This is a genomic window from Streptomyces sp. NPDC059743 (assembly GCF_042732975.1).
Taxonomy (GTDB): Bacteria; Actinomycetota; Actinomycetes; order Streptomycetales; family Streptomycetaceae; genus Streptomyces.
On sequence record NZ_JBHWGS010000002.1, the window covers coordinates 398,033 to 411,866 of the forward strand.

Genomic DNA, 13,834 nt, shown 5'->3' on the forward strand with positions numbered 1-13,834 from the left:
CGAAGGGCGCCGGTGCGGGTAGCCGGTGCGTACGGTTGCGACGGTACGTACCGGACCTGGCCAGGACTCACTCCGCGCCGTGGCGGACGGACTCACCGGACTCACCGCCTTGAAGCGCGGCCGGTGTCCCCATGGCTGAGGCGAGGAGCGCCAGTTTGTCGGCGTCGTCGGTGCCGGGGTCCGGGTGGTAGACGACGAGCGTCTGGCCTGCCGTACCGCTGATGCCCAGCCTCTCCCGGTTCAGCCGCAGGCCACCAACCTGGGGATGGTCGATCTGCTTGGGTGTGCCTTCGCACGCCTCTACGTCATGGCGGGCCCAGAGCCGGCTGAAGCGCGGGCTGACGAGGGAGAGTTCGCCGACGAGCTCGATGAATCGAGGGTCGTCCGTGTCGGTGCCGACGGACTCGCGGAAGCCGGCGACCATGCCCGCGGTGGCGTTCTCCCAGTCCGGGTAGAGGGCCTGCTCGGCGGGGTCGAGGAACAGGTCCCGCAGGCGGTTGCCTCCCGCCGCGAGGCGCGGTGACAGAGCGGTCGCCAAGGCGTTGGCGGCGAGGACGTCGAAGTAGCGGCCCTCGACCAACGCGGGCAGCGGGAGCGCGGCGACGAGCTTGGCGATGCCCGGAGGGACGGTCTCCTTCCGGGGCCGGCGCCGTTGCCGTTGCCGTCGAGGTTTGTCGGCGCCGAGGCGCAGCAGGTGCGCCGTCGCGTCGTCGTCGAGCCGCAGCACACGGGCGAGGGACTCAAGGACCTGTACGGAGGGGTTGCGGTCGCGGCCCTGCTCCAGACGCAGGTAGTAGTCGGCGCTGATGCCGGCGAGCATCGCGACCTCTTCCCGGCGCAGGCCCGGCACGCGCCGTACGCCCAGAACGGGGATACCGACCTGTTCAGGAGTGACGAGTTCGCGGCGGGCGCGCACGTACTCGCCCAGCAGGTTCGGTTCGTCGGTCATCTCTGCACTGTAATTCGCGCGGCTGCGCGCGTGCCTGGTCCTGTCACCCCCAGGACCGCGGGGGCCCTGGCTGGGCCGGAGTCCGGGCGGCAGCGTGGTCAATGGCCTGGTCAGCGGCCCGGCCCACGCAGCGCGGACAAGCACAGCAAGGAGCGAAACCATGTCAACGTATCTGCTGGTACACGGTGCCTGGCACAGCGGACAGTGCTGGGAGCGGGTGATCCCGCTGCTGACGTCGGCCGGACACCGGGTGATCGCGCCGTCACTGACCGGCCACGGCGACAAGGCGCATCTGCTCAGCCGCGAGGTAGGGCTCGACACGCACGTCGACGACATCGTCAGGCTGATCATCGAGGAAGACCTCACCGAGGTGGTGCTCGTGGGACACAGCTACGCCGGGCTGGTCATTTCGTCCGCGGCCAACCAGGTCCCGGAGCGGATCGCACGTCTGGTCTACCTGGACGCGATGGTCCCGGAGGACGGCGAGACCGCGGCCGATGTCATGCCCGTGACCCAGGTCCTGATCGACCTCGCCGCGAAGTCCGACACCGGCTGGCGGGTTCCGCCGCTCCCCGAGTCGCCGCCGCCCTCGGGCCTGTTCGGCGTCACCGACCCGGCGGACGCCGCCTGGCTGCGCACGATGCTGTCGGATCAGTCGGTGCGCTGCCTCCAGCAACCGGTCCGACTGGACAACCCGGCCGTGAACACGATCCCGCGGACGCACATCCACTGCGTCGTTGGCGAGCCGGAAGGCATTGTCCGGCGACCTGTCCCCGCGATACAGCCCAACGGGACGCCGGCACAGGTATGGGAACTGCCGACCGGCCACGACTGCATGATCACCATGCCGGCCGAGCTCGCCGAACTACTGCTGAAGGTCGGCTGACCGCTGTTGCCGGGCGGCCGGACAGGGCCTAGCTGGGGACGTTGTCGAACGGCGCCGTCAACTGCCGGAGCAGCCCTGCCAGTTCGGCCCGCTGCGCGCGGGACAGTTCCGCGAGGATCGCGCGTTCCTGGGCCAGCAGCCCGGCGAGCGCCTGGTCCGCGCGGTCCCGGCCCTCCGCGGTCAGCCGGACCAGCACTCCGCGCCGGTCGCTGGGATCGGGCAGCCGCTCGACCAGGCCCTTCTGCGCCAGCCGGTCGATACGGTTCGTCATCGTGCCGGAGGTGACCAAGGTCTGGGTCAACAGTTGTCCGGGAGAGAGCTGATACGGGGCGCCGGCGCGCCGCAGCGAGGTCAGTACGTCGAACTCCCACGGCTCCAGCGCATGCTCCGAGAACGCGATCCGGCGCGCGCGGTCGAGATGGCGGGCCAGCCTGCTGACACGGCTGAGGACCTCGAGCGGTTCCACGTCGAGGTCGGGGCGCTCTCGGCGCCATGCCGCTACCAGTCGGTCGACCTCGTCCTCCATGACGATCAGTGTAGAGGGTCCCTCGACATGAAGTCTCTTGACGTCAAGATATATCCGGGTGCAGGCTGGGAGCCGAACCGCCGCAGGCCGCTCCGGCAGGCCGGCCGACCCGTAACCGCGATGGGGGCCTGACCATGCACTCCGTACCGTCCGAACCGTCCGCAGCGTCCGTACCTCCCGTACCTCCGGCGCTGTCCGTACCTCCCGCACCTCCCGCGCCGACCTGGGATCCGGCCCAGTACCTCAGGCACGCAGGCCACCGCAGCCGCCCGTTCCTGGACCTGCTGGCCCGCGTTCCCGAACCGCCCGCCGCCGAGTCCGCTGAGTCCGCGGGGTCTGCCGGGCCTGCCGGATCTACCGGGCCTCTCAGGATCGCCGACCTCGGCTGCGGCCCGGGCAATGTCACCGCGCTGATCGCCGACCGCTGGCCGGCCGCCCGTATCACCGGCTTCGACAACTCGCCGGAGATGCTCGACCGGGCGAGGAAGGAGTACGCCGGCGCCACGCCGGGCGGTGGCGCGATGGACTTCCGGTCCGCCGACCTCACGCACTGGACGCCCGCCGAACCGTACGGTCTGATCGTCTCCAACGCCGCTCTCCAATGGGTTCCCGGCCACGCCGACTCCTTCGCCCGATGGCTCGACGGCCTCGCGCCCGGCGGCATCTTCGCCTTCCAGGTGCCCGGCAACTTCAGCTCGCCGAGCCATGCGCTCCTCGCCGAGCTGTGTGAATCCCCGCGCTGGCGCGACCGGCTGGCCCGTCCCGACCGGCGCGTCAACGCCGTACTGGAACCCGCCGACTATCTCGCGCGCCTGACGGACCTCGGCTGCACGGCGGACGTCTGGGAGACCACCTACGTCCAGCAGCTCACCGGCGAGGACCCGGTCCTCGACTGGGTGAAGGGAACGGCGCTACGGCCCGTCCTCACCGCGCTCGACGGCGACGCGCGGGCAACGATGGATTTCACCGCCGAGTACCGCGCCCTGCTCCGCGAGGCCTACCCACCGGGCCCTCACGGCACGGTCTTCCCCTTCCGCCGCATCTTCGCCGTCGCCCACAAGAAGCCCTGAGCCGTGATCACCGCCGTCGAGGCCTACGCACAACGCCTCAAAGCCCTGGGCGCCCCGGTCACCTGGGACGACAATCTCCCAGGCCACCAACGCTTCTACTCACGCGACCCGGTAGGCAACCGCCTGGAATTCCTGGAACCGTCGATCTGACCCATCCGCGTGCGGACCGTCTGACACGGCCGACCCGAGGCCGCGCTCACGGCGCGCCGAGTGCCCGGCGTGCGCGCGTGATGATGCGGTGGGCGTCGGCGTCGTAGACCGCGGATTCGCGCAGGGTGTCCCACACCCTGATGTACGTCGCGATGCCGACGGGATCGTCGATCCACAGCTCGGCGTGCCAGTCCTCCGTAATGACGAGGCGGTTATCGAAGATCCAGAAACCATTTGCGGGCGGGATCTTGAGCGAGGCGTTGAGGGGGACGATCCCCAACTCCACGGTGTCCATGCCGATCACGCCGGTCAACCTGTCGAGTTGCGCGGCGAGTACCGGGGGCGGGCACACCAGAGGATGCAGAGCCGCTTCCCACATGATGATCCTGTGCTTCTTGCCCGTCTCGTAGAGACTCGCTTGGCGCTTCATCCGAGCCCGGACCGCGGCCTCCGTATCACGGGGAGACCGGTGCAGGTCGGCATAGCGGATGAAGATGTGCCGTGCGTAATCGGCGGTCTGGAGCGAGCCCACGACCATTGATCCCGACCAGGCACGGAAGGTTCTCGTCCGGTCGAACTCCGCGTTCAGCGTGTCCTGTACGGCCTTGTGCCCGGAGGCGAGTTGGCGACGCCATGAGCGCGTGTGGGATTCGAGACCCGCCAGACGCGAGGTCAGCTCCTCGCCCGCCTCGGGCTGCTCTGTCGCCTTGGCCCATTCCCGCAAGTCCTCGGCCGTGGCGGTCTGCTTGCCGTTCTCAAGCTTGCTGACCTTGGACTGTGGCCAGCCAAGGCGGTCCGCGAGCTGAGTGCCCGTGAGCGACTTCGAGGTGCGCAGCTCACGCAGCCTGATGCCGAGAGCCACCCGAGCCTGCTGAAAGTCGCTCACAGGCACTCTTCTCTACTCCGTGGGCGGGATACCCGTGGCGTTCTCCTGGTACGGGACGGCATAGTGCCAGGCGGCGTCGCGCGCCTGGGCGTAGCGCAGCACGGTGGCCGGTTCGGTGATCAGCTCTACATCAAGGAGCTGGTCGTCATCGTCGAATCGGAGCAGGGCGACCAGCCGCGAGTCGAAGAGCCAGAAATCCTCTTCAGGCAGGCGCAGCCTGTCGGCCTCGCCTCGTGTCAGGGTGTGGATGACTTCGCCTACCGCGCTGTTCCGGCGCGCGTTGTCCAGGAGGTACAACTGCCCGGTGGTTGGAGGGTTGTCCAGAATCCTCACCCGCTCGAAGCGCTTACCGAGGGCGACCTGCTCGCGGCGCCCGGCGCACCACTCGGCGTCGACCCCGTCCCATTGTACGGGCTCACCTCGCGTGAACTGCGCGTATGTCTCCGTGAGTTCGTCCGATCCGTACCGGCGGCGGGACTCCAGCCGCCATGCCGTGTGCTTGAAGGACGTGAAGAGCTGAGCGAATGCGTCCAGTCCGATGATGTGTGGCATGCGGTCCTTCGGCGCGAAGTCCGTGAGGAGTTCGCGCGGTACGACGATGGCGGTCTCACCGTCGGAGAGGTGCTGGAGCTGGGCGATGTCCTCGGGAGCGGTCAGGGGCGGGCCGTGAACGATGACCTCTCCCGTGTCCAGGTCTTCGTGGACGGACGGGCATCCGTCCAATCCTGAGCCCGTCCCGTTGAAACGCAGGCGTCGTGCCATGACCGGTGTCCCTTCGCGTGCGGAGAGTGATCAACTCAGCATGGTTGGGCTGCCACTCGTGCGCCATAGGGTGCACCCCTGCCTCGTGAGAATGAAGGTGAATCGCCTCACTCCTTGTGCGAATAGACGCGAATATTCCGCAGCGACCACGTCGTTCTGTCCCTAGCGTCCCGTTCATGACCAGTCTCCGCGAGCCCCTGATCCAGGTCACCGATCCCGGCGCGGCAGTGACGAAGCTTCGTGCCGCCCTTACGCGCGTGGGGATCGTCCTGCCGTCCCTGGGCGTCGACGATGCCTCTCCCGGACTCGCTCTGATCGAACTCGGCAGAGTGCGTGCGGATGTGGCGGAAAGGCTCGCGGAAGCGATCGGCCGCGGCGCGCCGGATGAGTGAGTACACGGTGCCGGGCGTCGGCGCGTGGGTGGTGGACACCGAGCGGGACGCCATCGGGGAGGTGCTGGCACGCCGCAGCGCATACGTCCAGCTCAGAGCCCCGGGCGGCGGAACCGAGTGGGACGCCGATCCCGCTTGCCTCCGGGCGGCCAACCGTAGTGAAGAGCTGTTGGCCCGCGTTATAGAGCGCAACCGCAGAACACGTCTGTGACGAGCGCGTGCGTGCGGATGCCGACCTCCGTATCGCCGTAGGCGCGCTGGCGCGCAAACGCCGTACCTGGGATCCCCGCTCCGACGCCACCTCGTGACGGACGCCGCGACGCCGCGCCTGATCAGGCCCCTATCAGACGAAGGAGTCAGACTCATGTCCCTCTTACGCCCCACATTCGCATGGCTGGAGATCACCGGCCTGTGCAACGAGAAGTGCCGTCACTGCTACGCGAGTTCATCGCCGCAGGGTGATCACGGCAGCATGACGGATGCCGACTGGCGCCGCGTTGTCGGCCAATTGAAAGGTATGGGCGTCAGGCACGTGCAGTTCATCGGCGGAGAGCCGACACTCCATCCGGCGCTGCCCGAACTCATCCGGTACGCGCTCGCGAGCGGAATGCTGATCGAGGTGTTCTCCAACCTGACGCATATCACGGACTCCGTCTGGGACGCGCTGAAACTGCGCGGAGTCCGGCTGGCATTCAGCTACTACAGCGACAACGCCGACGACCACGATGATGTGACCATGGCGCGTGGCTCCCATGCCAGGACCCGTGCCAATGTCGCGAAGGCTCGACGGCTCGGCATTCCTCTGCGTGGCAGCGTCATCGGAGTACTCGAAGGCCAGCGGGCCGAGCAGGCCCGTGGCGATCTCTTGGGGCTGGGGATCCGTGATGTGCGCCGGGATCGCATCCGCCCCTTCGGACGCGGTGCGGACGGTAAGGATCCTCGCATGGACAAGCTCTGTGGCCGATGCGGCAGAGGAAAGTTCGCGATCAGCCCTGACGGCGAGGTCTGGCCGTGCGTCTTCGCCCGGTGGATGGCTCTCGGCAACGTCCATGAGCAGAGCCTCGAAGAGATCTACATGGGGATCCCCATGCGCGCTGCTCGTGCGGAACTCCAGTCACTGTTCCCGGACACAGGTGTGTCGATGTCCCCGACGTGTCTGCCGGATTGCAATCCGGCATTCGAGTCGTGCAGTCCGCAGACGGTATGTGCTCCCGATGCGTCATGTGGCCCCACGAACGGCGGCAGCGGCGGTGGTGAGGGTGGAAAACAGTTCCACGGCCCTTTGGGCGCACCTGGGAGATCGGTCCGATACTACAATCCGGGGATCTCCGATACGGACTGCTGATCCGGCACACGGGAATCGCGTCACTCGTGGGGAAAATTTCCCGGTTCGGAGGCGATCACGCAGTGGCGCCGATAGCGTCGGCGGCGCACGATCCGGACATGAACACGGAGCCCGCATGACGAGTGACATCCTGTACCTGGCACGACGCGACGCGTATGCCGCGTTTCTGACCGCGGCGGACGCCGAATCCAATGTCGCCTGGCACCGGGTCGACGGGCGGTTCGCCGACGACGGTCAGGTGGTCGCCGCGATCGATGCGGCGTACGCGGCCACTCGTGGCGCCTTCAATCTCATCGATGTCGAAGGTGTCGGTCCGGTCAAGGAGGCCCGCACTCTGCTGGAGCAGCTGGCGGCGCTGAACAAGGACGGCAATGAGCGGCCGGACTGGAAGAACTACAAGGCAGCGCGGGAACTGTTCGTCGAAGCGGCCTCTGCGTATCTGCGGGGAATGGCCCGGGAACTCGGCTGAGGAGCCACACGACACGGCCCAGGTGCGCTGCCGTCCTGGCCGACCGGTGACATGGCGATGACAGTCCTCGGATATAACGGGCACGCAGGGTGGTGAACCGGCGGTTGATGGGCGTACGTCCTCTCACATGGTCCCGGGCGGTCCGGGAGCAGGTGGGGGGAGTTGGACCGATGCGTTCCGAGAGTCGTACAGCCAGACGTGTCCGTAACCGTCTTGTCGTCGCGGCCACGGCCGCCGCTCTGGTGTTCGCCGTCACCGGGTGCGAGGAGACCACGTCGGCCGGTGGCGCGGGTGCGCCTGCCGAGGTTGCGACGGCGGACCCGACGGCGGCGGCGGGCGATCCCAGTGCTTCCGGCGAAACCTCGGCGGCCGGCAGTGACAGCCCGGCGAGCGGCGAACCGACGGCGGCGGACACGCCAACGGAGGACTCGGCGGGCACGCCCGCAGGCGCGGCCTCGGGTACGCCGACGCGTTTTCTCAAGCTCACCGAGGGCTACCCCATGCCGAACGATGTGCTGATCAGCGTCACCGATGTCATGGCGGCCGATCGCTCGGGCGGTGTGGCCGCGCCCGCGGGCTCGCAGCGCAAGTATGTGGCCGTCCAGATCACCAACGAGGGCACGCGACCGCTGAAGGTGGACGGCCGGGTCCAGGTCACCGTCAAGCGGCACGACAACGGCAAGGCCATGAAGCAGGTCGACTGGTTTCCCGAGGAGGACTCCGAAGGCGCCGGATTCTTCGTCCTCGACGTGGAGCCGGGCGCACAGGAGGACGCGCGCGGATTCGCCTTCGAGGACTCGGGATTCGACGCGGGCTACGAGATCTACGTAACGCTGGACCAGCCCGGAAGCCCCGCCTACCCGGCGAAATTCCTGTACGCGCCCCCGCCCGCGTCATAAGCCATGACCAGAGGCCGGCGGGCCCCGGGCCCCGGAAGCCGTGAACGCCGTGCAGGTGGCATCCCCTGTACGGCGTTCACGTACGGCGTTCGCGCACCGCGCTCACGCGGATCAGATCTTGCGGTGGCCTATCAGCCGCGGCTTCGGCTCCAGTCCCTCCAGACCGTGCCACGCCAGGTTCACCAGATGCGCCGCCACCTCGGCCTTCTTCGGCCGCCGTGTGTCCACCCACCACTGGCCGGTCAGCGCCACCATGCCCACCAGCGCCTGCGCGTACAGCGGCGCCAGCTTCGGGTCGAAGCCGCGTGCCTTGAACTCCATACCGAGAATGTCCTCGACCTGAGTGGCGATATCGCTGATCAGCGACGCGAAGGTGCCCGTGGACTGCGCGACCGGGGAGTCACGGACCAGGATGCGGAAGCCGTCCGTATACGTCTCGATATAGTCGAGCAGCGCGAACGCGGCCTGTTCCAGCAGCTCACGAGGGTGCCCGGCGGTCAGCGCACCGGTCACCATGTCCAGGAGCTGACGCATCTCGCGGTCCACGACCACCGCGTACAGCCCTTCCTTGCCGCCGAAGTGCTCGTACACGACGGGCTTGGACACGCCGGCCTTCGCCGCGATCTCCTCCACCGACGTGGCCTCGAAGCCCTTCTCGGCGAAGACCGTACGGCCGATGTCCAGCAGCTGCTCACGGCGTTCCGCACCGGTCATCCGGACCCGGCGGGCGCGTCGGCTCCCGGTGGTCCGGCCCTTCTCGGTGCTGCCCTGCTTGCTGGTACTGCCGTCGATCGCCACGGTGCCCATCATGCCTTGGCAGGTGCGTTCTTGCGGCGGGAGTCCACACGGGAAGCGCTGGGCCAGCGCACGTCCGACGCCCAGCCCAGCAGCTCGAACCAGCGGATGATCCTGGCACTGGAATCGACCTGGCCCCGGAGCACGCCGTGCCGCGCGCTGGTCGGGTCCGCGTGGTGCAGGTTGTGCCACGACTCGCCGCAGGACAGGACCGCGAGCCACCACACATTGCCCGAACGGTCACGCGACTTGAAGGGACGCTTGCCGACCGCGTGACAGATCGAATTGATCGACCAGGTGACATGGTGCAGCAGCGCCACCCGGACCAGAGAGCCCCAGAAGAACGCCGTGAAGGCGCCCCACCAGGACATCGTCACCAGCCCGCCGACCAGCGGCGGAAGCGCCAGCGAGACGACCGTCCACAGCGCGAACTGCCGGGAGATCGAGCGGATGGCCGGATCCTTGATCAGATCAGGCGCGTACTTGTGCTGCGGTGTCTGCTCCTCGTCGAACAGCCAGCCGATATGCGCCCACCACAGTCCCTTGAGCAGGGCCGGCAGCGTCTCGCCGAAGCGCCAGGGCGAGTGGGGATCACCCTCGGCGTCCGAGTACTTGTGATGCTTGCGGTGGTCCGCCACCCAGCGGACCAGCGGGCCCTCCACGGCGAGTGAACCGGCCACGGCGAGCGCGATCCGCAGCGGGCGGCTCGCCTTGAAGGAACCATGCGTGAAGTAACGGTGATAGCCGATCGTGACGCCATGGCAGCCGATGTAGTACATGACCACCATCAGGCCCAGATCGAGCCAGCTCACCCCTCCCCACATCCAGGCCAGCGGCACCGCCGCGAGCAGGGCGAGAAAAGGGATGGCGATGAAGAGCAGCAGAGCGATCTGCTCGATGGTCCCCTTGTTGTCCCCGCCGAGCGTGGCGGAGGGCAGCGGAGCACCGTCGGCGGGCTGGGGAGGAAGGGAGGAATCTTCGATCACATCGGGGGGTGTGGTCATTGGGGGTCCCCTGGGGTGAGGAATGGGCCTGGGGTGAGGAATGGGGCGAAACTGGAGCGGAAACCTCGATACGGGTGCGTAACCTACGGCATCGTAAGTATGGCAGCGCCGAACGCCGCGACAAGAGGCCTGTGGATAACACCAGGCGAAGGACACCTATCCTTGTGGTCGTCGGACAGCGCGGTCCGCAAAGTCTCCAGAACCCTCCAGACGTGCTCAAACACTGCAAGGAGCCGCACCTGTGAGCAGTGCCGACCAGACCTCATCCGCCAGCGCGGTGACACCGTCCGCCAGCGCGGAACTGCGCTCAGACATCCGCCGTCTAGGTGACCTGCTGGGCGAGACACTCGTACGCCAGGAAGGCCCGGAGCTTCTCGACCTGGTCGAGCGCGTACGCGCGTTGACACGCGAGAACGGCGAGGCCGCGGCCGAACTCCTCGGCGACACCGACCTGGAGACCGCGGCCAAGCTGGTACGCGCCTTCTCCACCTACTTCCATCTCGCCAATGTCACCGAACAGGTGCACCGCGGCCGGGAGATGCGCGAACGGCGCGCGGCCGAGGGCGGGCTGCTGGCCCGTACGGCCGACCGGCTCAAGGACGCCGATCCGGAGCATCTGCGCGAGACCGTCAAGAACCTCAACGTACGGCCCGTGTTCACCGCGCACCCGACCGAGGCCGCGCGCCGCTCCGTACTGAACAAGCTCCGCCGCGTCGCCGAACTGCTGGAGGCACCGGTCATCGCCTCCGACCGGCGCCGCCACGATCTGCGGCTCGCCGAGTCCATCGACCTGATCTGGCAGACCGACGAACTCCGCGTCGTACGGCCCGAGCCCGTCGACGAGGCGCGCAACGCCATCTACTACCTGGACGAGCTGCACGTCGGCGCCGTCGGCGACGTCCTGGAGGACCTCGTCGGCGAGCTGGAGCGCGTCGGCGTCGAACTGCCGCCGGGCACCCGCCCGCTCACCTTCGGCACCTGGATCGGCGGCGACCGCGACGGCAATCCCAATGTCACTCCCCAGGTCACCCGCGAGGTGCTGATCCTCCAGCACGAGCACGGCATCACCGACGCGCTGGGACTGATCGACCAGCTCCGCGGCCAGCTCTCCAACTCCATCCGCTACACCGGCGCCACCGAGGAACTGCTCACCTCCCTGCGGACCGATCTGGAACGGCTCCCCGAGATCAGCCCCCGCTACAAGCGGCTCAACGCCGAGGAGCCCTACCGCCTCAAGGCGACCTGCATCCGCCAGAAGCTCGTCAACACTCGCGAGCGCCTCGCCAAGGGCACACCGCACGACGACGGCCGCGACTACCTCGGCACCGCCGAACTGCTCGACGACCTCACCCTCATCCAGACCTCCCTGCGCGAGCACCGCGGCGGCCTCTTCGCCGACGGCCGCATGGACCGTACGATCCGTACGCTCGCCGCCTTCGGCCTCCAGCTCGCCACCATGGACGTACGGGAACACGCCGACGCCCACCACCATGCGCTCGGACAGCTCTTCGACCGGCTCGGCGAGGAGTCCTGGCGCTACAGCGACATGCCGCGCGAGTACCGGCAGAAGCTGCTCGCCAAGGAACTGCGCTCCCGCCGCCCGCTCGCACCGAGCCCGGCGCCTCTCGACGCCGCGGGACACAAGACGCTCGGTGTCTTCCTCACCGTCAAGGAAGCCTTCGAGCGCTTCGGTCCCGAGGTCATCGAGTCGTACATCATCTCCATGTGCCAGGGCGCCGACGATGTCTTCGCCGCCGCCGTACTGGCCCGCGAGGCCGGACTGATCGATCTGCACGGCGGCTGGGCGAAGATCGGCATCGTGCCGCTGCTGGAGACCACCGACGAGCTGCGCGCCGCCGATGTCATTCTTGATGAAATGCTCGCCGATCCCTCCTACCGCAGACTCGTCTCACTGCGCGGCGACGTCCAGGAGGTCATGCTCGGCTACTCCGACTCCTCCAAGTTCGGCGGCATCACCACCTCCCAGTGGGAGATCCACCGCGCCCAGCGCCGGCTGCGCGACGTCGCCCACCGCCATGGCGTACGGCTGAGGCTCTTCCACGGCCGCGGCGGCACCGTCGGCCGTGGCGGCGGGCCCTCGCACGACGCGATCCTCGCCCAGCCCTGGGGCACGCTGGAGGGCGAGATCAAGGTGACCGAACAGGGCGAGGTCATCTCCGACAAGTATCTGATCCCGTCCCTGGCCAGGGAGAACCTCGAACTGACCGTCGCCGCCACCCTCCAGGCCTCGGCTCTGCACACCGCGCCGCGCCAGTCCGGCGAGGCACTGGCCCGCTGGGACGCGGCGATGGACATCGTCTCCGACGCCGCGCACGCCGCGTACCGCAGGCTGGTCGAGGATCCCGACCTGCCCGCGTATTTCTTCGCCTCCACGCCCGTCGACCAGCTCGCCGACCTCCACCTCGGCTCCCGTCCCTCCCGCCGGCCCGACTCCGGCGCCGGTCTCGACGGACTGCGGGCCATCCCATGGGTCTTCGGCTGGACCCAGTCACGGCAGATCGTGCCGGGCTGGTACGGCGTCGGCTCCGGACTGAAGGCGCTGCGCGAGGCCGGGCCGGACACCGTGCTGGACGAGATGTACGAGCACTGGCACTTCTTCCGGAACTTCCTCGCGAACGTCGAGATGACACTCGCCAAGACGGACCTGCGGATCGCCCGCCACTACGTGGACACACTGGTGCCGGACGAGCTGAAGCATGTCTTCGCGGACATCGAGACGGAGCACGCGCTCACCGTGGCGGAGGTGCTGCGGATCACCGGCGGCGAGAAGCTCCTCGACTCCAACCCGGCGCTCCAGCAGACCTTCGCGATCCGGGACGCCTATCTCGACCCGATCTCCTATCTCCAGGTCTCGCTGCTGGCACGCCAGCGCGCGGCGGCCGAGCGCCAGGAGAGCCCGGATCCGCTGCTCGCGCGGGCGCTGCTGCTGACGGTCAACGGGGTCGCGGCGGGACTGCGCAACACGGGCTGACCAGGGTTTGGCTACGGGACCGTCCCGCTCCGGGCTTCCGGAGCGGGACGGTTTCAGTTTGTACGTTTGTACGGGTACGGTGCGCGCGGCCGGTCAGACCGCGAAGAACGCGGCCAGCAGCAGCGCGCCGCCCGCCAGCGCCGTCCCCCAGGCCGTACGGGTCAGTCCCAGCCCGCCGCCGATGATCAGGGAAGCCAGCAGCAGCGCTCCGCCGAGCGGGACCCACGCGTACAGCAGACCGGGCGTACCCGTACGCACCAACTCGTCCGTATCGGGCTTCACCACGACCGGGAACCGCTCGCCCTTCTTCACGGCCACCGACTGCTCGATCGTCATCCCGGCGCGCGGACCCTGCGGTCCGTCCGGATCGTAGGGCCCGGTGCAGCTCTGGTCCGCGCAGCGCTCCACCGTCAGCGTGCCGTGCTCACGGCCCTTGGCGAGCACCACATGCTGGGCCGAGGTCCAGGACGACCAGACGCCCGCGACCAGGAGCAGCAGGGCGACACAGGCCATCGCCGCCCGGCGGCCGAACGACAGCATGCGGTCGGAATTGCTCCGCTTCCCCTTCATAGGGCGGGATCTTTGGCCATGGGCGCACGCCTGGTCAACTTCCGGCCGCGGAACGACAGGGAATGCGGAGGTTGTCAGGAGTTGTACGTGCTCAGGACGGGCGTGCGCGGGACATGCTCAGGAGCTGTGCGTGCTCACG

At 68.3% G+C, this 13,834-nt stretch carries 15 protein-coding genes and 1 pseudogene; 9 read left to right on the plus strand and 7 right to left on the minus strand.

Features of this window, described 5'->3' with window-relative positions; genetic code table 11:
• Positions 1-67 precede the first annotated feature (67 nt).
• Positions 68-949, minus strand: coding sequence for a helix-turn-helix domain-containing protein (locus ACFV6H_RS04980; RefSeq protein WP_385538692.1), 882 nt, complete (start codon positions 947-949; stop codon positions 68-70).
• 160 nt (positions 950-1,109) lie between these two features.
• On the opposite strand from ACFV6H_RS04980, the gene ACFV6H_RS04985 reads away from it, so the two are divergent.
• Entirely contained in the window at positions 1,110-1,835 is a 726-nt protein-coding gene (locus tag ACFV6H_RS04985) for an alpha/beta hydrolase (protein ID WP_385538694.1), read from the plus strand.
• Positions 1,836-1,863: 28 nt separating this feature from the next.
• Here ACFV6H_RS04985 and ACFV6H_RS04990 read toward each other — a convergent pair whose 3' ends face one another.
• Positions 1,864-2,361, minus strand: coding sequence for a MarR family winged helix-turn-helix transcriptional regulator (locus ACFV6H_RS04990; protein WP_385538696.1), 498 nt, complete (start codon positions 2,359-2,361; stop codon positions 1,864-1,866).
• Positions 2,362-2,495: 134 nt separating this feature from the next.
• On the opposite strand from ACFV6H_RS04990, the gene ACFV6H_RS04995 reads away from it, so the two are divergent.
• Both ACFV6H_RS04995 and ACFV6H_RS05000 read left to right on the plus strand, forming a co-directional pair.
• Positions 2,496-3,431, plus strand: coding sequence for a trans-aconitate 2-methyltransferase (locus tag ACFV6H_RS04995; protein WP_385538698.1), 936 nt, complete (start codon positions 2,496-2,498; stop codon positions 3,429-3,431).
• 6 nt (positions 3,432-3,437) lie between these two features.
• Positions 3,438-3,581 (plus strand): annotated as a pseudogene (locus ACFV6H_RS05000) (glyoxalase); the annotation flags it as partial.
• A 46-nt stretch (positions 3,582-3,627) separates the two neighbouring features.
• On the opposite strand, the gene ACFV6H_RS05005 reads toward ACFV6H_RS05000, so the two are convergent.
• Positions 3,628-4,467 carry a helix-turn-helix domain-containing protein gene (locus tag ACFV6H_RS05005; RefSeq protein WP_385538700.1) on the minus strand — a complete coding sequence of 280 codons (840 nt, stop codon included), beginning with the start codon at positions 4,465-4,467 and terminating at the stop codon, positions 3,628-3,630.
• 12 nt (positions 4,468-4,479) lie between these two features.
• Positions 4,480-5,229 carry a DUF6879 family protein gene (locus ACFV6H_RS05010; protein ID WP_385538702.1) on the minus strand — a complete coding sequence of 250 codons (750 nt, stop codon included), beginning with the start codon at positions 5,227-5,229 and terminating at the stop codon, positions 4,480-4,482.
• 176 nt (positions 5,230-5,405) lie between these two features.
• Here ACFV6H_RS05010 and ACFV6H_RS05015 point away from each other — a divergent pair, with 176 nt between their 5' ends.
• The 5 genes from ACFV6H_RS05015 (at position 5,406) to ACFV6H_RS05035 (ending at position 8,334) form a co-directional block, all read left to right on the plus strand.
• Positions 5,406-5,621 (plus strand): hypothetical protein, encoded by a 216-nt coding sequence (locus tag ACFV6H_RS05015; protein ID WP_385538704.1) that lies wholly within the window; start codon positions 5,406-5,408, stop codon positions 5,619-5,621.
• Positions 5,614-5,832: a hypothetical protein gene (locus tag ACFV6H_RS05020; RefSeq protein WP_385538705.1), complete on the plus strand. Its 219-nt coding sequence runs from the start codon at positions 5,614-5,616 to the stop codon at positions 5,830-5,832. The genes ACFV6H_RS05015 and ACFV6H_RS05020 overlap by 8 nt, the downstream gene beginning before the upstream one ends.
• A 153-nt stretch (positions 5,833-5,985) precedes the next feature.
• Positions 5,986-6,966 (plus strand): radical SAM/SPASM domain-containing protein, encoded by a 981-nt coding sequence (locus ACFV6H_RS05025; protein WP_385538707.1) that lies wholly within the window; start codon positions 5,986-5,988, stop codon positions 6,964-6,966.
• A 115-nt stretch (positions 6,967-7,081) separates the two neighbouring features.
• Positions 7,082-7,435: a hypothetical protein gene (locus ACFV6H_RS05030; protein WP_384977284.1), complete on the plus strand. Its 354-nt coding sequence runs from the start codon at positions 7,082-7,084 to the stop codon at positions 7,433-7,435.
• A gap of 170 nt (positions 7,436-7,605) precedes the next feature.
• Positions 7,606-8,334: a hypothetical protein gene (locus ACFV6H_RS05035; protein ID WP_385538710.1), complete on the plus strand. Its 729-nt coding sequence runs from the start codon at positions 7,606-7,608 to the stop codon at positions 8,332-8,334.
• 111 nt (positions 8,335-8,445) lie between these two features.
• On the opposite strand, the gene ACFV6H_RS05040 is transcribed toward ACFV6H_RS05035, so the two are convergent.
• Both ACFV6H_RS05040 and ACFV6H_RS05045 read right to left on the minus strand, forming a co-directional pair.
• Positions 8,446-9,141 (minus strand): TetR/AcrR family transcriptional regulator, encoded by a 696-nt coding sequence (locus tag ACFV6H_RS05040; protein WP_365901573.1) that lies wholly within the window; start codon positions 9,139-9,141, stop codon positions 8,446-8,448.
• A complete protein-coding gene (locus ACFV6H_RS05045) occupies positions 9,141-10,133 on the minus strand; it encodes an acyl-CoA desaturase (RefSeq protein WP_384793316.1) in 993 nt (330 codons plus the stop codon). The genes ACFV6H_RS05040 and ACFV6H_RS05045 overlap by 1 nt, the downstream gene beginning before the upstream one ends.
• A 241-nt stretch (positions 10,134-10,374) precedes the next feature.
• On the opposite strand from ACFV6H_RS05045, the gene ppc reads away from it, so the two are divergent.
• Entirely contained in the window at positions 10,375-13,125 is a 2,751-nt protein-coding gene (gene ppc / locus ACFV6H_RS05050) for a phosphoenolpyruvate carboxylase (RefSeq protein ID WP_384793318.1), read from the plus strand.
• 93 nt (positions 13,126-13,218) lie between these two features.
• On the opposite strand, the gene ACFV6H_RS05055 is transcribed toward ppc, so the two are convergent.
• The gene (locus ACFV6H_RS05055; RefSeq protein ID WP_093590124.1) at positions 13,219-13,695 is read right to left on the minus strand and encodes a hypothetical protein; all 477 of its coding nucleotides are present in this window, start codon (positions 13,693-13,695) and stop codon (positions 13,219-13,221) included.
• Positions 13,696-13,834: the final 139 nt, after the last annotated feature.